Source organism: Ancylobacter sp. G4_0304, from assembly GCF_047501495.1.
Lineage (GTDB): Bacteria > Pseudomonadota > Alphaproteobacteria > Rhizobiales > Xanthobacteraceae > Ancylobacter.
The window spans coordinates 65,171-86,571 of sequence record NZ_JAZDRM010000018.1 but is presented as its reverse complement, the minus strand read 5'-3'; the positions used below and the strand labels follow the sequence as shown (position 1 = coordinate 86,571).

The 21,401-nt window shown below is 69.3% G+C and carries 19 protein-coding genes and 1 pseudogene; 9 read left to right on the top strand and 11 right to left on the bottom strand.

The window, feature by feature from the left end:
* Nucleotides 1–24: 24 nt before the first annotated feature.
* Nucleotides 25–3,072 carry an efflux RND transporter permease subunit gene (locus tag VRZ77_RS12195; protein ID WP_414592937.1) on the bottom strand — a complete coding sequence of 1,016 codons (3,048 nt, stop codon included), beginning with the start codon at nt 3,070–3,072 and terminating at the stop codon, nt 25–27.
* On the bottom strand, nt 3,072–4,166 hold the full coding sequence (locus VRZ77_RS12190; protein WP_414592936.1) for an efflux RND transporter periplasmic adaptor subunit: 1,095 nt from the start codon (nt 4,164–4,166) through the stop codon (nt 3,072–3,074). Before VRZ77_RS12190 ends, VRZ77_RS12195 begins: the two co-directional genes overlap by 1 nt.
* A 492-nt stretch (nt 4,167–4,658) precedes the next feature.
* Here VRZ77_RS12190 and VRZ77_RS12185 point away from each other — a divergent pair, with 492 nt between their 5' ends.
* The 8 genes from VRZ77_RS12185 (at nt 4,659) to VRZ77_RS12150 (ending at nt 11,562) form a co-directional block, all read left to right on the top strand.
* Nucleotides 4,659–5,201, top strand: coding sequence for a Na+/H+ antiporter subunit E (locus tag VRZ77_RS12185; protein ID WP_414592924.1), 543 nt, complete (start codon nt 4,659–4,661; stop codon nt 5,199–5,201).
* Nucleotides 5,194–5,493 carry a multiple resistance and pH regulation protein F gene (locus VRZ77_RS12180; RefSeq protein WP_414592923.1) on the top strand — a complete coding sequence of 100 codons (300 nt, stop codon included), beginning with the start codon at nt 5,194–5,196 and terminating at the stop codon, nt 5,491–5,493. Before VRZ77_RS12185 ends, VRZ77_RS12180 begins: the two co-directional genes overlap by 8 nt.
* Entirely contained in the window at nt 5,490–5,798 is a 309-nt protein-coding gene (locus VRZ77_RS12175; protein WP_414592922.1) for a monovalent cation/H(+) antiporter subunit G, read from the top strand. The genes VRZ77_RS12180 and VRZ77_RS12175 overlap by 4 nt, the downstream gene beginning before the upstream one ends.
* A complete protein-coding gene (locus VRZ77_RS12170) occupies nt 5,795–6,730 on the top strand; it encodes a hydrogenase subunit MbhD domain-containing protein (RefSeq protein WP_414592921.1) in 936 nt (311 codons plus the stop codon). Before VRZ77_RS12175 ends, VRZ77_RS12170 begins: the two co-directional genes overlap by 4 nt.
* Nucleotides 6,727–7,053, top strand: coding sequence for an NADH-quinone oxidoreductase subunit K (locus VRZ77_RS12165; RefSeq protein WP_414592920.1), 327 nt, complete (start codon nt 6,727–6,729; stop codon nt 7,051–7,053). Before VRZ77_RS12170 ends, VRZ77_RS12165 begins: the two co-directional genes overlap by 4 nt.
* Nucleotides 7,050–8,552, top strand: coding sequence for a complex I subunit 5 family protein (locus VRZ77_RS12160; RefSeq protein ID WP_414592919.1), 1,503 nt, complete (start codon nt 7,050–7,052; stop codon nt 8,550–8,552). Before VRZ77_RS12165 ends, VRZ77_RS12160 begins: the two co-directional genes overlap by 4 nt.
* A complete protein-coding gene (locus VRZ77_RS12155) occupies nt 8,549–10,198 on the top strand; it encodes a complex I subunit 5 family protein (RefSeq protein WP_414592918.1) in 1,650 nt (549 codons plus the stop codon). The genes VRZ77_RS12160 and VRZ77_RS12155 overlap by 4 nt, the downstream gene beginning before the upstream one ends.
* A gap of 140 nt (nt 10,199–10,338) precedes the next feature.
* Nucleotides 10,339–11,562, top strand: coding sequence for an alpha/beta hydrolase (locus VRZ77_RS12150; RefSeq protein WP_414592917.1), 1,224 nt, complete (start codon nt 10,339–10,341; stop codon nt 11,560–11,562).
* A 69-nt stretch (nt 11,563–11,631) separates the two neighbouring features.
* On the opposite strand, the gene VRZ77_RS12145 is transcribed toward VRZ77_RS12150, so the two are convergent.
* Genes VRZ77_RS12145 through VRZ77_RS12130 form a run of 4 tightly spaced genes read right to left on the bottom strand, consistent with a single transcriptional unit; the run spans nt 11,632 to nt 15,821 of the window.
* Nucleotides 11,632–11,958, bottom strand: a complete 327-nt coding sequence (locus VRZ77_RS12145; RefSeq protein ID WP_414592916.1) for a hypothetical protein — start codon at nt 11,956–11,958, stop codon at nt 11,632–11,634.
* Between the two features lie 26 nt (nt 11,959–11,984).
* Nucleotides 11,985–13,190 (bottom strand): sodium/glutamate symporter, encoded by a 1,206-nt coding sequence (gltS, locus tag VRZ77_RS12140; protein ID WP_414592915.1) that lies wholly within the window; start codon nt 13,188–13,190, stop codon nt 11,985–11,987.
* A 48-nt stretch (nt 13,191–13,238) separates the two neighbouring features.
* Nucleotides 13,239–14,693: a GntP family permease gene (locus tag VRZ77_RS12135; RefSeq protein ID WP_414592914.1), complete on the bottom strand. Its 1,455-nt coding sequence runs from the start codon at nt 14,691–14,693 to the stop codon at nt 13,239–13,241.
* 3 nt (nt 14,694–14,696) lie between these two features.
* On the bottom strand, nt 14,697–15,821 hold the full coding sequence (locus tag VRZ77_RS12130; protein ID WP_414592913.1) for a patatin-like phospholipase family protein: 1,125 nt from the start codon (nt 15,819–15,821) through the stop codon (nt 14,697–14,699).
* A gap of 284 nt (nt 15,822–16,105) precedes the next feature.
* Here VRZ77_RS12130 and VRZ77_RS12125 point away from each other — a divergent pair, with 284 nt between their 5' ends.
* Nucleotides 16,106–17,014 (top strand): quinoprotein dehydrogenase-associated SoxYZ-like carrier, encoded by a 909-nt coding sequence (locus VRZ77_RS12125; RefSeq protein ID WP_414592912.1) that lies wholly within the window; start codon nt 16,106–16,108, stop codon nt 17,012–17,014.
* Nucleotides 17,015–17,077: 63 nt separating this feature from the next.
* Here the strand turns inward: VRZ77_RS12125 and VRZ77_RS12120 are convergent, their stop codons facing one another.
* The 5 genes and pseudogenes from VRZ77_RS12120 to pqqB form a co-directional block, all read right to left on the bottom strand.
* Entirely contained in the window at nt 17,078–17,527 is a 450-nt protein-coding gene (locus VRZ77_RS12120) for a hypothetical protein (protein ID WP_414592911.1), read from the bottom strand.
* A complete protein-coding gene (locus tag VRZ77_RS12115) occupies nt 17,524–18,210 on the bottom strand; it encodes a hypothetical protein (protein WP_414592910.1) in 687 nt (228 codons plus the stop codon). Before VRZ77_RS12115 ends, VRZ77_RS12120 begins: the two co-directional genes overlap by 4 nt.
* Nucleotides 18,211–18,260: 50 nt before the next feature.
* Nucleotides 18,261–19,421, bottom strand: coding sequence for a pyrroloquinoline quinone biosynthesis protein PqqE (pqqE, locus tag VRZ77_RS12110; protein ID WP_414592909.1), 1,161 nt, complete (start codon nt 19,419–19,421; stop codon nt 18,261–18,263).
* Nucleotides 19,418–20,503: pseudogene (gene pqqC, locus VRZ77_RS12105) on the bottom strand (pyrroloquinoline-quinone synthase PqqC). Before pqqC ends, pqqE begins: the two are co-directional and overlap by 4 nt.
* Nucleotides 20,464–21,378 (bottom strand): pyrroloquinoline quinone biosynthesis protein PqqB, encoded by a 915-nt coding sequence (gene pqqB / locus VRZ77_RS12100; protein WP_414592935.1) that lies wholly within the window; start codon nt 21,376–21,378, stop codon nt 20,464–20,466. The pseudogene pqqC and the gene pqqB overlap by 40 nt, the downstream one beginning before the upstream one ends.
* Nucleotides 21,379–21,401 lie beyond the last annotated feature (23 nt).

Here is a 21,401-nt window from a genome sequence, read left to right as displayed (position 1 = left end):
CGCCGCAGCCTCTCACGACCCCTCTCAAACGGTGGCGGGGGTTTCCTTCGGCGTGTCCTTCATGGTCGCGACATAGAGCGCGGGCAGGAAGATCAGCGTCAGTACGGTGGCGACCAGCAGGCCGCCCATGATCGCGAAGGCCATCGGTCCCCAGAACACGGTCGGCGCGATCGGGATCATGCCGAGCACGGTGGAGACCGCGGTCAGCATGATCGGCGTGAAGCGCGCGCAGGAGGCGGCGGTCACCGCCTCGCGCACATTCTTGCCGTCGGCACGCTCGGCCTCGATCTGGCCGATCAGGATCACCGCGTTCTTGATGATCATGCCGATCAGCGCCAGCACGCCGAGGATCGCGACGAAGCCGAGCGGCCGGTTGGAGAGCAGCAGCGCCATCACCACCCCGATCAGCCCCAGCGGCGCGACGCTGATGACCAGGAAGGTCAGCGAGAAGCGCTTGAGCTGGAACATCAGCACGGTGAGCATCAGCAGCACCATCACCGGCACCACCGCCATCACCGAGGCCAGCGAGGACGCGCTCTCCTCCACCGTGCCGCCGACCTCGATGCGGTAGCCGAAGGGCAGCGTCTTCGACAGTTCCTCGATCTTGGGGCCGAGCTGCTGCACCACGGTCTCGGGCAGGTAGCCGTCGGCGATGTCCGACTGCACGGTCAGCGTCGGCAGCCGGTCGCGGCGCCACACCAGCGGGTAGGTCTGCTCGAAGTCGAAGGTGGCGAATTGCGAGAGCGGGACCGTGCGCCCGCCCGGCAGCGGCACCTGAAGCGTGCGCAACGTGTCGAGCGAGACGCGCTGCTCGTCGGTGGCGCGCAGCACCACATTGACGAGATAGATGTCGTCGCGGACCTGCGTAACCGGCGCGCCGGTGATCACCGTGTTCAGCACGGAGGCGATGGCCTCGGTCGACAGGCCGAGCCGGCGCGCCTCGTTCTGGTCGATCCGCACGCGGATTTCGCGCGCGGGCTCGATCCAGTCATAGTTCACCAGCCGCGTCAGCGGGTCGGAGGCGATGACCTCGGCGAGCTTGAGCGCGATGTCGCGCACCGGCCCGAGTTCCGGCCCGACCACGCGGTACTGGATCGGCCAGCCGACGGGCGGGCCGAGTTCCAGCGGCGAGACGCGGCCGATCACGTTCGGGAAATCCTCGGCCAGCACCTTCACCAGTTTGGCGTGCAGCCGCTCCCGCGCCGGCACGTCCTTGGCCACCACCACCGCCTGCCCGAAGAAGTCGTTGGGCAACTGCGCGTTGAGTGGCAGGTAGAAGCGAATGGCGCCGCGCCCGACATAGGCGCTCCAGCGCTCGACATCCTTGTCGTCACGCAAAACGTCGTCGAGCCGCTTCATCGCGGTCTCGGTGGCGTAGATCGAGGAATTCTGCGGCAGGCTGAGATCCACCAGCAGTTCCGGCCGGTCGGAGGACGGGAAGAACTGGCGCGGGATCAGCGGCATCAGCAGCACCGCGCCGACGAACAGCGCCAGCGTCACGCCCACCGTCACCCAGCGCGCGGTCAGCGCGGCGGAGAGGAAGCCGCGATAGATGCGCATCACCCGGCCCGGCTCGCCGCCGGCATTCTTCGGGGCTTTGAGGATCACCATGCCGATCAGCGGCGCGAACAGCACCGCCACCAGCCACGACACCAGCAGCGCGATGCTCACCACCGCGAACAGGGTGAAGGTGTACTCGCCAGCCGAGGAGGCGGCGAAGCCGACCGGCACGAAGCCGGCAATGGTCACCAGCGTGCCGGCCAGCATTGCGAAGGCATAGGTCTTGAAGGCGTAGACCGCCGCCACTTCCTTCTTCTCGCCGAGCGCGAGCCGGCTCAGCGTGGCGTCGGTCGTGGTCATGGCGTCGTCGACCATCAGCGCCAGCGCGATGATCAGCGCGCCCAGCGAGATGCGCTGCATGTCGATATGGGTCAGCCACATGATGGCGAACACCGCCGCCAGCGTCAGCGGAATGGTCAGCGCCACCATCAGCCCCGCACGCACGCCGAGCGCGATGAAGCTCACCACCAGGATGATCGCGATGGCCTGCCACAGCGATTCCATGAACTCGGCAATGGCGCCCTGCACCGTCACCGCCTGATCGGCTACCAGATGCGGCTCGATGCCGATCGGCAGGTCGGCGGTGATGGTGCGCATCGCCTCGTCGATGTTGCGGCCGAGCGTGAGGATGTCGCCGCCGTCGCGCATGGCGATGGCGAGGCCGATGCCCGGCTGGCCGTTGACGCGGAACATGGGCTGCGGCGGATCGACGAAGCCGCGCCGCACCGTCGCGATGTCGGACAGACGCAGCATCCGCCCGTCAACCGCGAAATTGATGTTGGCGATGTCCTGCTCCGAGCCGAAGGCGCCGGAAACCTTGATGGCGAGCTTCTCGTCACCGGTCTGGATGGTGCCGGCCGGCTGCACCACGTTCTGCGCCCGCAGCGCATCGACCAGAGCGGCGCGATTGATGCCGAGGCTGGCGAGCTCGCGCATCGAGAACTCGACGAAGATCTGCTCGTCCTGCGCGCCGAGGATCTCGATCTTGGCGACGTCGGGCACATGCAGCAGCTTCGAGCGCACGCCCTCCACATAGTCGCGCAGTTCGCGATGGGTGAAGCCGTCGGCGGTGAAGCCGTAGATCAGGCCGAACGTATCGCCGAACTCGTCGTTGAAGCCCGGCCCGATCACCCCGCGCGGCAGGGTGTGGGCCATGTCGCCGACGCTCTTGCGCACATGGTACCAGGTGTCCTTCACCTCCTGCGCGGAGGCGGCACCATCGAGATTCACGAAGATCGTGGTGACGCCGGGCCGGGTATAGCTGCGCAGGCTGTCGAGATGCGGGGTTTCCTGCAGCGTGCGCTCGATGCGCTCGGTGACCTGCTGCAGCGTGTCCTCGACGCTGGCGCCGGGCCACGCGGCCTGCACCACCATGGTCTTGATGATGAAGGACGGGTCCTCGGCGCGGCCGAGCCGCGTATAGGCGAACAGACCGGCCCCGACCACGGCTAGCATGAAGAAGATGACCAGCGAGCGCTCGCGAACCGCCCATTGCGAGAGGTTGAAACGCATCACGCCCCCGAACCGAGCAGGCGGACCTTCTGGCCGGGATAGAGCGCCTGCACGCCCGCGCTCACCACCACGTCACCCTCGGCGAGGCCGGAGGCGATGGCAACGGTCGCCGGGTTGAAGCGCAGCACCTCGACATTGCGCAGAGAGACCGTGGAGGTCGCCGGATCGACCACCCACACCGCCGGCGCATTGTTGAAGGCGGTGAGCGAGGAGGCCGGCACCTCGATGGTCGGCGTGGTATCGAGCGCGACCGTGCCGTTGACGGTGGAGCCCAGCAGCATGGCCGCCGGTGGGTCGTCCAGCCCGACGCGCACGCGGAAGGTGCGGGTGACCGGATCGGCCTGCGGCGCCACCTCGCGCACCCGCCCGGTGGCGGTCACGCCCGGCTGATCGGCCAGCGATACCTGGATGACCGGGCTCGCCGGCACGTCGCGCAGAAGCTGCGCGGGCACATCGAACACCGCGTCGCGCCCGCCCTGCCGGGCGAGCTGGAGGATCATCTGCCCGGCCTGCACCACCTCGCCGGGCTCGGCGCCGCGCGCGGTGACGACGCCGGGGGCGTCGGCCGTGAGCTCGGTATAGCTCACATTGTCCTCGGCGATCTTGAGCTGGGCCTCGGCGCTCTCCACCTGCGACTGCGCCGCCAGCATGCCCTGCCGTGCGTCGTCATAGATCGCGCGGGTGGTGAAGCCGTTGCCGAGCAGGCGCTCCTGCCGGTCGAAATGATTGCTGGCCTGCACCAGCTGGCCCTCGGCGGCGGCAAGCGCGGCGCGGGCGGAGCGCAGGCCGTTCTGCGCGTTCTGCGCGTCGAGCCGCGCCACCACCTGCCCGGCGGTTACCCGGTCGCCGACATTGGCGAGGCGCTCGATCATCCGCCCGGAAACCCGGAACGCCAGCGCGGCCTGATCCTCGGCCTCGATGGTTCCGGTCAGCGTGGCGGAGGTGCCCGCGCTGCCCTTCTCGACCGTCACCACCCGGACCGGGCGGACCTGCGGCGCCTCGGCCTCGCTCTCCGGCGAGCAGGCGCCGAGCAGCAGCGCCGCGGCGGCGGCCAGCACGACGAAAGGATGGCGGGCGTTGCGGGGGAGGATCATCGGCATCTTGCTGTTCTTCCTATCCACGATCGATCCATCCGATCTCGACCGGCCGACGCCATCTGGCGGTATTCAGGCGCCAAGTAGTCATCGCATCGACGACAGTTACAAGTATCACGTTCGACCACGTCCCCCGAGCGGGGTGCTCGCATCCGACTTCAGGTATCATGACGCTCCATCCGGGCACACCCGCGCGTTCGGCGCGCGGGAAAGACTGGGGACGGCGCACGTCTCCCATCGCTGCGTCTGTGCGACCTCGGGATCAAGAAAAATCCGCTCGAACGAGGTTCCTTGCGCGTCCGATCCGGCCCCGCGTCCCAGATTGGGACGCAGGCGCAAGCCGCCGCGCGACCCGCCGGGGACGGCGGGCAAGCCGGCCCGGCGAATCAGCGCAGGCAGGGGTTTGCGCGTCGGCGGGGCTGTATAAGGTCGCCTTGCGCGGCTCGCACCATGGCACCATAAGTGAGGCATCGGCACAGCGTGGAAGTCGGCGTGGCTCGCGGCAGGTCAGAACAGCGTTACCGGCTCGCCAGTGTTGCCTTTCGGGCGGCGATGTTCCTGTGCGTCTGGCTGGCGCTCACCGGCGGGCGCCGCGCGGACCTGCCGGCCGGTCTGCTGGTCGCGCTGGCAGCAACCTGGGCGAGCCTGCGCCTCCAGCCGCCCATGGCCACGCGGCTCAGCCTCACGGCGCTGGCGCGGCTCGCGCTGCGCTTCCTGTGGGGCTCGCTGGTCGCGGGCGTCGATGTCGCCCGCCGCGCGCTCTCGCCGCGCCTGATGCTGGCTCCCGGCCTGCTGTTCTATCCGGTGCGCCTGCCCCCCGGCCCGGCACGCGACGCGTTCCGCGCGCTCATGAGCCTCCAGCCCGGCACGCTGCCGACCGAGGACGACGTGCGCGACGGCTTCCTGATCCATTGCCTCGACACCGACGCGGATGTGCTGGCGGTCTTCGCGGCGGAAGAGGAAGCGTTCGCCCGCGCCGCCGGCATCGCGCTGCCTCCGGCAAGACATGTGCCCGGGAGGCGCTCCGATGGCTGAATTCCTGCTCGGCGCCGCCATGCTGGTCGCGCTGATGATGACGCTGGGCATGCTGGCGCTGCTGCGCGGCCCGGCGCCGGTGGACCGCATGATGGCGGCGCAGCTTCTCGGCTCCTCCGGCGCGGCGATCTGCCTGCTCGCCGCCACCGCCGCCGGACTGTCGGCGATCGTCGACGTCGCGCTGGTGCTCACCTTGCTCGCCGCCTTCGCCGCCGCCACCATGAGCCTGAAATCCGGCCGGCTCGCCTCGCGCTCCCTGCGGACGCCCGGCAAGCGGGAGGGCGCGCCATGAGCCTCCTCGCCGACCTGTTCACCATTCTGGCGGTGAGCGCGGGCGTGTTCTTCTTTTTCGCCGGCACGGTCGGCCTGCTGCGCTTTCCCGACACGCTGACCCGGCTGCACGCGCTGACCAAGGCCGACAATCTCGGGCTCGGCCTCGTGGTGCTCGGCCTGCTGCCGCAACTCGGCAGCGTGCTGGCCGGGCTCAAGCTGGTGTTCATCTGGGTGCTGGTGCAGATCGCCAGCGCCGGCGCCAGCCAGCTCCTCGCCGGGCTCGCCAAGCGCCAGCCGGAGCAAACGCGCGAGGAGGCGCAATGAGCGAGCCCTTCGCCCTGCTGCTCACGGCTCTAGTGCTGCTCACCGCCGGCTGGATCGTCACGGTGCGCGAGCGCCGGGCGGCGGTGTTCGGCTTCATCGCCTATGGGCTGCTGCTGGCGCTGGTGTGGATAAGGCTCGCCGCCGTCGACGTGGCGCTGACGGAAGCCGCCATCGGGGGCGGGGCGACCGGCGTGCTGCTGCTACGGGTCTCCGCCCGGCTCGGCGCGATGCGCGGCATGAGCGCCCCGCCGGGCCGCGCGACGCGCTGGATCGCCGGCGTGCTGTGCGCCGGGGTGAGCCTTGCCCTGATGGCGCTGGTGCTCGCCTTGCCCGATCCCGCGCCCTCGCTCGCCGCCGCCGCCATGGAGCCGATTGGCCGCACCGGCCTCGGCAATCCGGTCACCGCCGTGCTGCTGGCCTATCGCGCGCTCGACACCTTCCTTGAGATCATCGTGCTGCTGCTCGCACTGATCGGCGTGTGGTCGCTGGGCGCGGACCGGTTCTGGGGCGGGGAGCCGGCAGCGTGGCGCACCGGGCCGCCCTCCCCGGCGCTGGTCTTCCTCGCCCGCGTGCTGCCGCCCTTCGGCATCGTCATCGCGGGCTATCTGTTCTGGATCGGCGCGGACGAGCCGGGCGGCAAGTTTCAGGCGAGCACCATCCTTGCTGCCATGTGGCTGCTGGCGATGATGGCGGGCCTCGCCCCGCCGCCGCGCACCGGCTCCCGTGGCATCCGCGCGGCGCTGGTCGCCGGGCCGCTGGTGTTCCTCGCCATCGGCTTCGCCGGCCTCTGGTGGGCCGACGGCTTCCTCGCCTACCCCGACGCCTTCGCCAAGCCGTTGATCATCCTGATCGAGGCGGCGCTGGCGGTCTCCATCGTGGCCGCGCTGGCGCTGATGGTGGCGGGGCCGGCGGAACGGGCGCCGCGCCGATGACGCCGTTCATTTCCGCCGCCACCCTGTTCGGCCTGTGCGCCTCCGGCATGGTCGGGATCGGGCTGTACGGTCTGATCGTGCTGCCCGACGCACTGCGCAAGCTGCTGGCCTTCAACATTCTCGGCAGCGGCGTGTTCATCCTGTTCGGCGTGATCGGCCGGCGCGGCGCGGCGGCGGGGCTGGACGGCGATCCGGTGCCGCAGGCCATCGTCATCACCGGCATCGTCGTCGCCTTCTCCGCCACGGCGCTCGCGGCGACGCTGCTGCTGAAGATCTCGGATGCCGAGAACGAGCCCGAGGACGGCGGGAAGGGCGAGCCATGATGCCCGTTCCGGTCAACGATGCGGCGAGCCTCCTCCTCGTGCTCGCGGTGCTGCTGCCGATCCTCGGCCTGTGCGCCATGCTCGGCCTGCGCGGCCTGCATCCCGAGCGCGTCGCCCGCGTCGCGGTGCCGCTCGGCGTCGCGCTGGCCGTGGCGATCCTCGTCGAGGTGTGGACCGGCGGGCGGGCGCTGCACTACACGCTGGGCGGTTGGGAGCCCCCGCTCGGCCTCAGGCTGCGCGCGGACGGGCTGTCGGCGGTGATGCTGGTGCTGGCGGCACTGATCATCTGTGCTGCGGCGCTGTTCTCGCAGCGCGAGTTCCGCACGCCGGAGGGTGTGGACGGCGACACGCGGGCGCCCTTCACCTTCTGGTCGATGCTGATGGCGATGTGGAGCGCGCTCAACCTCGTCTTCCTTGGCGAGGACCTGTTCAATTTCTTCGTGGCGCTGGAGCTGCTGACCTTCAGCGCGGTGACGCTGGTGTGCCTCGACGGGCGCACCGCGACGCTGCACGCGGCGCTGCGCTACCTGCTGTTCGCCCTGCTCGGCTCGGTGCTCTATCTGCTCGGCGTGGCGCTGATCTATGGCCGCTATGGCGTGCTCGACATAGGGCTGCTGCACGAGCTGGTGCAGGCCGATCCGGTGACGCTGGCGGCGGTGGCGATGATGACGGTGGGACTGATGGCCAAGGCCTCGCTGTTCCCGCTGCATCTATGGCTGCCGCCCGCCCATGCCGGCGCGCCGCCGGCCGCGAGCGCGGTGCTCTCCGCGCTGGTGGTGAAGGCGCCGTTCTTCCTCATCCTGCGACTGTGGTTCGACCTGCTGCCGCCGCTGCCGAGCCCACTGGCGGGGCAGTTGCTGGCGGCGCTGGGCGCGGGGGCGATCCTTTTGTGCTCGCTCGTCGCGCTGCGGCAGGCGCGGCTGAAGCTGCTGATCGCCTATTCCACCGTGGCGCAGATCGGCTACCTGTTCCTGGTGTTCCCGCTGGCGGCGGGTCCGCTCGCCTTCTGGGAGACCATCGGCTGGACCGGCGGCGTGCTGCAACTTGTCTCGCACGCCTTCGCCAAGGCCGCGATGTTCCTCGCCGCCGGGCTGATCGCCGAGACGCTCGGCCATGACCGCATCGGCGAGTTCGCCGGCCTCGCGCGCCGGTTGCCGGTGGCGGTCGCCGCCTTCGCGCTGGCCGGGCTGTCGCTAATGGGCCTGCCGCCGAGCGGCGGTTTTGTCGCCAAGCTGCTGCTGCTGAGCGCCGCCACCGCGAACGGGCTGTGGTGGATCGCCGCCGTGATCCTCACAGGCGGCATGCTGGCGGCCGGCTATGTGTTCCGCGTGCTCGGCGCGGCGATGGCGGACGGACCCGCGGGCGAGCCCGGCGGCCCGCCCTCCCCGCTCGCCCGGCAACTCGTGGTGCTTGCGCTGGCGCTGGTGGCGGTGGCGCTGGGCTTCGTGCCGCTCCAGCCCTTTGCCCTGCTCGGCATTGGCCGCGAGGTGCTGCCATGAGCGGGAGCCTGAACGTCGCCGGTCTTCTGCTCCTCGCCGCGCCCGGTCTGCCGCTGGCGATGCTGGCAAGCGCACTGTGGCGCGGGCCGCGCGCGCGGCTGATGAGCCTGCTGCCCTTCGCGCCGCTGCCGGCATTGCTCGCCGCGCTGCTGGCGCCCGGGGGCGCGCTGGTGCTGGCGCCCGATCCGCTGCGGCTGACGCTGGCGCTGGACCTGCCCGGCGCCATGCTGCTGGGCGGAGCCGCGCTGCTGTGGAGCCTCGCCGGCTTCTATGCCGCGAGCTACATGGCCAGGGATGCCCGCCGCGCCGGCTTCGCCGCCTGGTGGCTGGCGACCATGGCCGGCAGCCTCGCGCTGTTCCTGGTGGCGGACCTTGCCAGCTTCTACCTCGCCTTCTCGCTGGCGAGCCTTGCCGCCTATGGCCTCGTCGCCCATGAGCGCACGCCCGCCGCCGGCCGCGCCGCGACCCTCTACATGGTGCTGGCGTTGCTCGGCGAAGCCTTCCTGCTCATGGCCTTCGTCATGCTGGCGACCGGGCAGGCGACAGGCAACCCGATGATCGCGGAAGCCGTGGCGGGCCTGCCCACCTCGCTTTGGCGCGGGGCGATCCTCACCCTGCTCATTCTCGGCTTCGCCCTGAAAATGGGACTGGTGCCGCTGCATGTCTGGATGCCGCTTGCCCACCCTGTCGCGCCGATGCCGGCCTCGGCAGCGCTCAGCGGCATCATCGTCAAGGCAGGCGTCATCGGCCTCATCCGCTTCCTGCCCTTCGAGGCTGGGCTGGAAGCCACCGGCGCGGTGCTGGTCGGGCTCGGCCTGTTCACCGCCTTTTATGCGGTCGGGGTCGGGGTGACGCAGCATCACGCCAAGGTGGTGCTCGCCTATTCCACGGTGAGCCAGATGGGGGTGATCGCGGCCGTGCTCGGCGCCGGCCTCGCGCTGGGCGACGCGCGCACCGGCACGCTCGCCGCCTATTACGCGCTGCACCATCTGCTGGTGAAGGGCGCGCTATTCCTCGGGGTCGGGGTGGCGGCGGGGCGCGCCCTGCCGTGGCAGCGGGCGATCATGGCGCTGCTGGCGCTCAGCCTCGCCGGCCTGCCCTTCACCAGCGGCATGCTGGCGAAATATGCGGTGAAGGACCTGTTCGGCGACGGCCCGGTCCTGCTGCTGGTCACGCTCTCGGCGACGGGAAGCACGCTACTGATGCTGCATTTCCTGCGCCGCCTCGCCCTCGCGCCGGACGCGAAACCGGCGGGAGCGCCGCTCCTCGCGCCCTGGCTCGGCGTGGCGGCCGCCTCGCTGCTCGTGCCATGGGCGCTGTTTCCGGCCGCGAGCGGTTACGGGTTCGGCGCCGTTTTCACGGCGTCCGCGCTATGGAAGGCGACATGGCCGCTGCTGCTGGGTGCGCTTCTGTTCCTCCCGCTGCTGCGCTTGCGCGACCGTCTGCCGCGTATCCCGGAGGGCGATGCCGTGGTGCTCGGCGCGGCGCTGCTTCCCCTCGCGCAGCGCGCCAGCATCGCCGCCGAGCGGCTCGACGACTGGATCCGGCGCTGGCCGGTGGCGGGCGCCTTGCTGGTGCTCGTCATCCTGCTGCTTGGTGCCGCGCTGCAACTCTCGGCGGAAATCGGACCTCCCCACCCCGGCTGACCGGGCAGCGTGCTTGAGGCACGTGCCGCGAGCCTGTAACGAGAAGGACGGCGACGTGCCGTCGGCAGGCTTGTTCAGACCAGGGTAGCGTCAAGGTGTTGCACGCCGGACCACACAGCACAGCAGGGAGCGCCCGGCGCGTGAGCCGCGCTCTCGCGGGCGCTTTGCTTTGCCTCGTTCTTGCCGCCTGCGCCAATCGCCCGACCGGCGTGCTCGCGCCGGTGACGCAGACCAATCCAGACGCCACCGAAGTCAATATGCTGGTCGCCACCACCCGCGCGCCCTCCGACAATCCCGGTATCCGCTACACCGGCGAGCGCGGCTCCGCGGTCTCGCTGTCGGCCTTCGACGTGTCGATCCCGCCGGATGCGAACCGCCAGATCGGCCAGGTGCAGTGGCCGCGCAGCCTGCCGCCCAACCCGATGACCGATTTCGCCACCATTTCGGTCAAGCCGCTGGGCGGCAAGGATGCCGCGCGGGTCTGGCTCCGGCAGAATTTGCCGCCCAGCAAGCGGGTGATGATCTTCGTGCACGGTTTCAACAACCGCTTCGAGGACGCCGTCTACCGCTTCGCCCAGATCACCCATGATTCCGGGGCCGAGGTCGCCCCGGTGCTGTTCACCTGGCCCTCGCGGGCGCGGGTGTTCGACTATCTGTTCGACCGCGAGAGCACGATCTTCTCGCGCGACGCCTTCGAGCAGGTGGTGTGGGAGGTCGCGAGCGATCCGGAGGTCGCCGACGTCACCATCATGGCGCATTCCATGGGCGCGTGGCTCGCCATGGAAGGGCTGCGGCAGATGGCGATCCGGCGCGGCACCCTGCCCAAGAAGATCACCAACGTGATCCTCGCCTCGCCCGATATCGACATCGACGTGTTCACCACCCAGTGGCTGGCGCTGAACCGGCCGAGCACGCGCTTCACCCTGTTCGTCTCGCGCGACGACCGGGCGCTGCAGGTCTCGCGGCGCATCGCCGGCAATGTCGAGCGGCTCGGACAGATCAATGCCGAGGACCATCTCGACGAGATCGAGAAGTCCGGCATCACCGTCATCGACCTGACCAAGGTCCAGAGCGGCGACTCGCTGAACCATGGCCGCTTCGCCTCCTCGCCGGAGGTGGTGCAGCTCATCGGCACCCGGCTGGTGAACGGCCAGACCATCACCGATTCCGATGTCAGCATCGGCGACCGCATCGGCGCGGTGGCCATGGGCGTCGGCCAGACGGTGGGCAGCGCGGCGGGCCTTGCCATCAGCGCGCCGATCGCGGTGTTCGATCCCAAGACGCGCCGCGGCTATGAAGGCCAGGTGGAGCAGCTCGGCCGCTCGATGAACGAAACAGTGCGCCAGCCGGGCGCCCCCGAATAGCCGGACGCCTCGGCGCAGCAAAAAGCCGGGCGCGAGGCCCGGCTTTCGTGCTTCTGGACGAGGCGCGCCTCAGCGCATCTGGCGCACCCAGCGGCCGGGCTCGTAGACCCACTGGCCACGGCGCAGCACCCAGCGCGGCCCGACATAGACAAAGCCGCGGCGATTCTGCTCCCAATAGCCGGGCATCCACACCCAGCCAGGCCCGCGGCGCCAGGCCCAGTGGCCGGGCACCCAGGTGTAGCCCCGGCGCGCCGGGGGGCGCGGCTCGCGGCGCGGCGGCGGCGGAGCGCCGCGCGGGCCGACATACTGCGCCTCGGCCTCGCTGGAGAGGCCGGCCGCCAGCGGAACGGCAGCGGCGGCGAACAGGACCTTGAACAGGGAGCGGCGTGACAGCATCGGCAGATTCTCTCAGGTCAGGGCGGTCAGCGGGCAAGGAAGCCGATGACGGCGGCATTGGCGATGTCGATGAAGAAGGCCGACACCAGCGGCAAAATGATGAAGGCCCGCGCGGCGGCGCCGTGCGCCTTGGTCACCGCCGTCATGTTGGCGATGGCGGTGGGCGTCGCGCCGAGCGAGATGCCGGTGAAGCCGGCGGACAGTACCGCCGCCTCGTAGTTCTTCCCCATGGCCGGGAACACCACGAAGATGATGTAGGCCACCGCGGCCACGGTCTGGATCGCCAGCACGATGACCAGCGCGATGCCCAGCCCGCCCAGCGTCCAGAGCTGCATGCTCATCAGCGACATGGCGAGGAACACGTTCAGCGACAGGTCGGAGACCAGCGCCAGCGCGCGGGTGCGCGTCGGCCAGACGATGTGCGGCATGAGGCGCGGCACGGTATTGGTCAGCACGATGCCGACCAGCAGGCACACCACGAACATCGGCAGCTTGATCGGCAGCGTCTCGATCAGCCCTTCCAGCACGAAGGCGATCAGGATGGTGACGTTCAGCACCAGCACCGTGCGCAGCAGGGCGACATGGCTCATGTCGTCACGCTGGCGGTCCTCCAGCCGGTCGGGAAGGCCGACCACCGCATCCTCGGCGCGCGGGCCCTTGAGCTGGTAACGCTTGAGCAGGAAACTGGCGATCGGGCCGCCGACAAGGCTCGCCACCACCAGACCAAGCGTCGCCACCGCGATGCCGACTTCGAGCGCGTTGGCGATTCCGAAGCGCTGGGAAATCAGCGGCGCCCAGGCGATGGTGGTGCCGTGCCCGCCGATCAGCGAGGCGGAGCCGAGGAACACGGTCAGCCCCTCCGGCAGGCCGAGCACCGCGACGCTGGTGGCCGCGATGAGATTTTGCACGACGAGGTAGACCAGGGTGAGCAACAGCAACACCAGCAGCGGACGCCCGCCGGAAATCAGGTCGTCCAGCTTGGCGTTGAGGCCGATGCCGGTGAAGAAATACAGAAGCAGCATGTCCCGCGCTTCGAGCGCGAAGCTGATCTCGACGTCGAAGAACTCATAGGCGATCAGCGTCGCCAGCGCCGCGAGCATGCCGCCGGTCACCGCCTCGGGAATGTTGAAGCGGCGCAGCGGCTCGATGGCGCGATTGAGGCCGGCGCCGGCGAAGAACACCAGAATGGCGATGGTGAAGCTCAGCAGGCCCGGCGTCTGAATGCTGGTCATGGTCTCTCGCGTTGGTCGCTCGCCGGGGGTGGAAGCGCGGCCGCCGGGTCAGAACGAACCGACGGCGGAGCCGACCATGATCACCGCCACAAGCGCGAGGATCGCGCCGACAATGCCCACCATGACGATATCGAAATAGCTTTGTTTGTGCGTTGTGCCGCATACCGCGAGCAAAGTCACCACGGCACCATTATGGGGCAGGCTATCCAGCGTGCCGGAGCCGATCACCGCCACGCGGTGCAGGAGTGCGGGATCGAGCCCGATCTCGGCGGCGATCTTCATATAGGTCGGCCCCAGCGAGTCGAGCGCGATGGTCAGGCCGCCGGAGGCGGAGCCGGTAAGCGCGGCGAGGATGTTGGTGGCGATGGCGAGCGACACCAGCGGCCCGCCCTCGATACCCAGCACCCATTGCCGCACCAGCTCGAAGGCCGGCAGCGCCGCCACCACCGCGCCGAAGCCGACAAGGCTCGCCACGCTGAAGATCGGCAGCACCGAGGCATTGGCGCCGGCGTCGATCGTCGAGCGCTTGGACGGCAGGCGCCGCCAGTTGACCGCCAGCGCGGTGAGGATCGCCGCCAGCAGCGCGGTCGCCACCGACCACACGCCGCCCACGGCCGAGAGCGAGATGCCGCCCCAGCGCTCCTCGGCAAGGAACGAAACGTCCATGGCCGGGAGGATCAGCATCGACATCAGCAGGTTGACCACCACCACCACGATCAGCGGCAGCGCGGCGAGCACGATCGGCGGCTCGCTATAGGCGTGCATGCCGTTGTGGATTTCCGCCGGGTCGAACTCATGGGCGGTGGTCGCCCGCTCGCGCACCAGCGGGTCGTCCGCCGCCGCGTCCACCGGCGCCGGCACGTCGTCGCCGAAGCCCTCTCCCGCCGCCCGCGCCCTCGCCTCCATCCGCTTCAGCCACCACAGGCCGAAGGCGAGCATGATGGCCGAGGCCATGATGCCGAGGCCCGGCGCGGCGAACGGCGTGGTGCCGAAGAACGGCATGGGAATGGCGTTCTGGATCGAGGGCGTGCCCGGCAAGGCGGACATGGTGAAGGTCGAGGTGCCGAGCGCGATCGCCGCCGGCATCAGCCGGCGCGGAATGTTGGCCGTGCGGAACAAGGCCAGCCCCATCGGCGCCAGCACGAAGAAGGCGACGAACAGGCTGACGCCGCCATAGGTCACCAGCGCGCCGGCCAGCACCACCGCGAGCACGGCGCGCTCGGTGCCGAGCTTCTCGGTCATCCAGCGGGCGATGGTGGTCACCGAGCCGCTGTCGTCCATGATCTTGCCGAACAGCGCGCCGAGCAGGAACAGCGGGAAGAACTGCGCGATGAAGCGCGCGGCGCTCTCCATGAAGGTCTGGGTCCAGCTCGCCAGCAGCGGCTCGCCGGCAAAGGCGGCGGCCACCAGCGCGGCGATCGGCGCCAGCAGCAGCACGCTCCAGCCGCGAAAGGCGAAGAAGATCAGCAGGCCAAGGCCGACCAGAATGCCGAGAAGCCCCATTCGTCACACCCCCTCGATCAGCTGGTCGATGTCGAGCGTCGAGCGCTTGCCGATATCCTCGCCATGCTTGGCGAGGAACTTGCCGCCGGCCTCGCGGCCCTCGGCGTGGAGCAGGTCGAGGAAGTCCTTCTCGGCGTTGAGCTTCGAGGAATAGCCGAGCGTTCCCATCACCTTGTTGTGCACCATGTGAATGCGCATCCTGGCCCATTGCGCGCCTTCGGTATGGCCAGGATCGGCGACCTGGCGCATCAGCGCCATCATGCGCAGCTCCTTGAGCAGCACGGCGTTGAACGACACCTCGTTCAGTCGGCTGAGAATGTCGCGCGCGGTGTCGGGCACCCCGTCGCGCTCGATCGGGTTGATCGGGATGAGGATGGTGTCGTCGGACTCCAGCTCGCGCACCAGCGGCGTCATGGTCGGGTTGCCGGCATAGCCCCCGTCCCAATAGGCCTCGCCGTCGATCTCGATGGCCTGAAACATGGTCGGCAGGCAGGCCGAGGCCAGCAGCACGTCGGGCGTTATGTCCGCGTTGCGAAACACCTTGCCCCGCCCCGTGCGCACGCTGGTCGCGGTGATGAACAGCCGGATCGGCGACGCTTTGAGCGCCTCGAAGTCGATGATGTCCTCAAGGATGGTGCGCAGCGGATTCGAGCCGCCGGGATTGAGATCATAGGGCGAATAGAGCCGCGAGATCAGGTCCATCGCCACGAAAGCGGGCGAGGAATCCAGCGTCCAGCGCCCGAGCAGGCGGTCGAGCGGCCCGCGCTGGAATGGGCTGTAGCGCGCGGCTTCCGATACCTTGGTCCAGAAGCTGCGCAGCGCGGCGCGCGCGCCTTCCGCCCCGCCGGCCGTGAAGCCGTGGGCCAGCACGGCGGCATTCATGGCGCCGGCCGAGGTGCCGGAGATGCCGTCGATCTTCAGCCACGGTTCTTCGAGGAACCGGTCCAGCACGCCCCAGGTAAACGCCCCGTGCGAGCCGCCGCCCTGCAAGGCGAGGTCGACCAGCACCGGCTCCCGGTCGGCAAGCTGTGCCGGCGCGCCTGTCTCGTCGGCCTCAGGCGCGGCCTGTTCCTTGGTCGCGGAGGCGGATCGGGAGCGACGCGGAGCGGCGGGCGTTTGTGTCGGCATGTCGTCCCTTCGGGGTGAGAGCGGCACAGGGTATCCCGTACCGGCGCGATTACCACCCGCCGACGCCGACTAAATTAAGACAGAGGTGGCGCAATGCCTTGATCGGGCGCGGTTTGCGGCACGCGGATGGGCGCCGCGTCCCAACAATGTGCGGGCGGTCCCGCCGGCAGGCGACACGCCCGCCGGATCGCCGCGACGTGACCTGCAATTCACGCCGCGATGGTGTATGATGGCGGCATCAGCCGGGCGGCCAAAGACCCGGTACATGCCCCGGGAGCAACGCCATGCACCGCCCAGATTTCCACCTTCCTGATTTCCACCTGCCGCATCTTCATCTGCCGCATCTGCCGGAAATCCGCCGTCCCCTGCGCCTCGCCTGGCCGATCGCGCTGGCGGCGCTGTGCCTCGCCTCCACAGCCGCCGCCGCGCAGGAGGCGGGCGCCGACGCCACCTGGCGCTCGCTGCGCTCTGATGTGTTCGGCGAACGCGCCATCGAGGACGGCAGCCCGCTGGTGCGGCTCACCGCGCCCAAGCGCGCCGAGGACGCGGCCATGGTGCCGATCGACGTCGAGGTGATGCTGCCGGCGGGCGATCCGCGCACCATCGCGAAGCTGACGCTGATCGTCGACGAGAACCCGGCCCCGGTCGCCGCCACCTTCACCTTCGGCGGCGCGCGTCATGACATCGCGCTCGGCACGCGGCTGCGGGTGAACAGCTACAGCTATGTCCGCGCCATCGCCGAGACCAGCGACGGCGGGCTGCACATGGCGGAGAGCTATGTGAAGGCATCGGGCGGCTGCTCGGCGCCGGCGATGAAGGACGAGGAAGCCGCGCTGAAGAACATCGGCCAGATGAAGCTGCGCGCCGCCGATGACGGCCAGACCGGCGACGCCACTATGGGAGACGCAACCAAGGCCAGCCGCGTCTCGCGCATCCAGCTCATGATCCGCCACCCGAACTATTCCGGCCTGCAGATCGACCCGATCACGCGGCTCTACACCCCGGCCATGTTCGTCGACGACATCGTGGTGAAGCAGGGCGACGAGCTGGTGTTTTCGATGCAGGGCGGCATCTCGCTCAGCGAGGACCCGGCGATCCGCTTCTCCTACGAGCCGACCGGCGGGCCGGTCCGCGTCGAGGCGGGCGACACCGAGGGCCGCAGGTTCGAGGGCGCGCTGAAGCCGGCCGGGTGACCCGCCTCATCCCGGATGGCCGGAGGCCGATCCGGGACCACCGATCACACGGAGCAACCCGCCTCAGCGGAAGCAGGTGAACTCGGCTTCCGCCTGCGCGCGGCGCATGTCCGCCACGATGTCGCGGAACATCGCCGTGTTGCGGAACAGCTCGGAAGATTGCCCGGCGACCTGCCCGACTGACAGGATAGTCTCCGCCTCGACATATTTCTCATAGGGCAGGATGGTCGCGATGGTGTCGATCGAGCAGGAGCACTTCTCCAGCGCCTGCCTGGTCTGCCCGTTCGCCGCCATGCAGCCGAACACGTAGTCGGCGCGGGCCACGGTCGGATAATCGTTGATCAGCCCCGCCGCCGGCCCCTGCGCCGCGCTGGTGCCATAGCCGGCGATCGGGCCGGCAGGCCCGACCACGGTGTTCGCCCCGCCCTGCGCGTGGAGCGGCGCACCGGCGAAGGCGACGAGCGAGGCCGCGCACAGCGCGGAAAGCACGAAGCGCTGGAGAGACGCTTTCATTTGCTCGCTCCCTCTGTCGCGGCCGCCGGGCCGGTGCCGGTCAGCGTCAGGCTGGTCTCGATCAGGTTTCCCCCGCCCTCGGCCTTGGGCGTCACCACCGAGATCGAATAGAGCCCGCCGGGGACCGCATCGGAGAACAGGAATTCGTAATGCCGGCCGGCGAGTTCCAGCAGCTTGTCCTTGTTGGGATCGTCGGCGAACGGCGTCATGGACAGCTTCCAGCCCTCCACCGCGCGCCCGTCGAAATCGAAGCGCGCGGGCTCGACCTTGCCGGCGGCGATGTGGTCGCGCACGCGGTTGCGCAGGTAGAACGGGCTGCCCTTGGAGAGCTGCGCCATTTCCTTCACATCGCGCTCCAGCAGGATCAGCGACACCGGATTGCCGTTCAGCGTCGGGAATGGCCCGGCCTCGGCATGGCGATCGCCGCGCTTGATATCGACCTCGGCGACGCGCCGGGCGGGATCGCTCGGCTCGGCGGTCACGTTCAGCGCCAGCGTCTCGTCGAAGCTCTCGCCGAGCTTCGCCTCGGCAGTCTTGTGGTGGAAGGCGTAATCGATCCGCGTACCGGGCGCGACGCGCGACAGATACGGCGTATCGAAAAACAGCTGCGTGGCGGTCGGGTCCGCGAACGCGGCACCACCGGCCAGCAATAGGGCGCCGAGCCCGAAAGCGAGCGATTTCATGGGCGGGTCATCTCTCCCTGATCGGCCGTGTTGTTTTGTCGTTCGGCCGATTACTGCGCTTTTTCCGGCACGGTGAAGCGCCGGTAGTCATACTGGTCGACGCCCAACGCCGCGTCCTCTTCGGCCAGCGCCAGAAGATGGTCGTGGAGCGGGGATTTGTGGCAGGCCGGATCGGTGGCGCTGGCATCGCCCGCGATCGCCATCGCCTGGCAGCGGCAGCCGCCCCAGTCCTTCTCCTTGCGCTCGCAGGACTGGCACAGCTCCGGCATCCAGTCGGTGCCGCGAAACGCGTTGAAGGCCGGGCTGTCGAGCCAGATCTCGCTGAGCGAATGCTCCGCGACATTCCAGAAATCGAGGTTGGGAATGGTCTCGGCGGCGTGGCACGGCAGCACCTTGCCGGATGGCGTGACGTTGAGCGACTGCCGGCCCCAGCCATTCATGCAGGGCTTGGGATATTTGGCGTAATAATCCGGCACCACCGCGTCGATGGTCAGGATGCCATCGAGCCGCACCCGCGCCTCGTCCACGATCTCCAGCGCCTTGAACACCTGCTCGCGCGTCGGCATCAGCGCGGCGCGGTTGCGCAGCGCCCAGCCGTAATATTGCGCGTGGGCGATCTCGATGCGCCGCGCGCCAAGCCGCTGCGCCAGTTCGAGGAAATCGGGGATCTGGTGGATATTGGCGCGGTGCACCACCGCGTTGACGGTGAGCGGCAGGCCGAGCCGGCGCACCTCGCGCGCGACGGCCAGCTTGCGCTCGAACGCGTCCTTCAGGTTCGAGACATGGGCGGTCATCGCCGCGTCCGCGCCCTGGAAAGAGAGCTGCACATGGTCGACGCCGGCATCCGCCAGGCTTTGCAGCCGCTCATTGGTGACGCCGACGCCGGCGGTGATCAGGTTGGTGTAGAGCCCGACCTCGACGCAGTGGCGCACCATCGCCTCAAGATCGCGCCGCGCCGTCGGCTCGCCGCCGGAGAGATGGACCTGCAACACGCCGAGTTTCGCCGCCTCCTCGAACACCCGAAGCCAGGTCGCGGTGTCGAGTTCGACATTGCGCCGGTCAAGTTCGACCGGGTTCGAGCAATAGGGGCATTGCAGGGGGCAGCGATGCGTCAGCTCGGCGAGCATGCCATAAGGCGCGGGCGGCTTGGGGCGCACCAGCGCCTTGGCCTGCCCGGCGAGATCGGCGAGCGAGGGGGCGGCGACATTCATCCCGAAACCTCCACCATGCCCTTGTCGACGAGGCCCTTGAGGAAGTCGTCGACATCGGCCTCGACGCGTTCGCGCTCGACCGTGAACGCCTGCGCCAGCTCGTCGACAATGCCGGCGATGCTGCGCGAGCCATCGACCCGGCGCAGGATTTCAACCGCCACCGGATCGGGGTTGAGCACGCGCTCGGGTGCAAGCAGCACCCATTGGCCGCGCGCCTCGTCATGGCGCAGGCGCACGCCGCGCGCGAGCTTCGGTGTGCCGGTCGGGGCGAAATGCTGGCCCATTCAGGTCTCCCGCGGCGCGGAGGCGCCTGAGCCCTCCTTCGGCACGAAGGCGCCGGGATAGGCCATCTTCGGATCGACATAGGCGAAATACAGCGCGTCGAGCTGCACCCACAGCACGTCGCACTTGAACTCCAGCGCGCGGATCGCCGCCTGCTGCTGCTCCGGGGTTCGGGCGTGCTGCTTCACATAATCGAGCGCGAAATCGGCATCGCGCGGCGCCTGCGTCAGGCGCTTGTCGAAATAGGCCAGCGTGTCCTTGGAGACGAAATCGTAATTGGCGAGCATCCCCGCCACCCGCTCGCCGATGATGCCGGGCGAGAACATCTCGGTGAGCGAGGAGGCGATGGCCTCCAAAAGGCTCTTGTCGCGCACGAAATGCACATAGGCGTCCACCGCGAAGCGGGTCGCCGGCAGCAGGCCCTGCAGCGAGGTCACGTAGTCGCGCGGCAGCCCGAGGCTGTCGGTGAGCTTGAGCCAGCGGGCGATGCCGCCCTCGCCCTCATGGTCGCCGTCATGGTCGATGATGCGCTGGCGCCAGACCCGGCGCAGATCGGCATCCTCCATCCGGGCGAGGACGGAGGAATCCTTCACCGGGATCATCGCCTGATAGTAATAGCGGTTCAGCGCCCAGGCCTGGATCTGCCCGAAATCCAGCTTGCCGCCGTGCAGCAGCTTATGGAACGGGTGCAGGCTGTGATAGCGGCGGGCACCGACATCGCGCAGGCGCGCTTCGAGTTCGGCGGGGGAGAGGAGCGTGGTCATAGCACGATGTCCATTCCGTCTTCGGCGATTTCCCATCCCGCCCGGTTCGCCGCGATCCGCTCGTCCGAGCCCTCGATCAGCGCCGGGTTGGTATTGTTGATGTGCACGTAAATCTTCCGCCCGACATCGAGCCCGGCGAAGGCGGCAATCGATCCCTCCTCCCCGCTCATCGACATGTGGCCCATGCGCCGGCCGGTCTTGGTGCCGACGCCCGCCTGCACCATCTCGTCGTCGCGCCAGAGCGTGCCGTCAAACAGCACGGCGTCGGCACCCTCGATCCGGGCGCGCAGCGCGTCGGTCATCCGCGCGCAGCCGGGAATGAACAGCACCCGCGCCCCTCCCGCCCGCAATTCGACGCCGATGGTCTGCTCGCCCTCGATCGCGGTCTGCACCTCGCCATGGGCGCGGATGTCGCCGCCTTCGAGATAGAGCGCGATCTTGCCGGGAACGGGGAAAATCTCCGCGACCACCCCCGCGACCAGATCGAACGAGGTCCCGAGTTCCACCGGCGTGCGCGTCACCACCTCCGGCGCCAGCACATCGAAGGCCGCGCTGGCGCGCAGCACCTCATGGACGGCGGGCGTGGCCAGCAGGGTGAAGGGCTGCGCCTCCCGGAGGCTGAGCAGCCCGGCCACATGGTCGATATCGGCATTGGTGAGCAACACCGATGCCACCGGGCTGTGCCGCAGCGCTTTCGGCTGCAGGGCCGGCAAGCCCTGAATCTGCGCGAGGATTTCCGGCGCGCAGTTCACCAGCGCCCAGCTCTCGCCATCCGCGCTCACCGCCATCGAGGTCTGGGTCCGGCGACGGACGCGGGGGTCGTTGTCCCAGGCGAGTGCACATACTCGGCACCGGCAGTTCCACTGAGGATAGCCGCCGCCGGCAGCCGAGCCGAGCATGGCAAGACGCAGGCGAGGCGACGTGGTGAGCATCG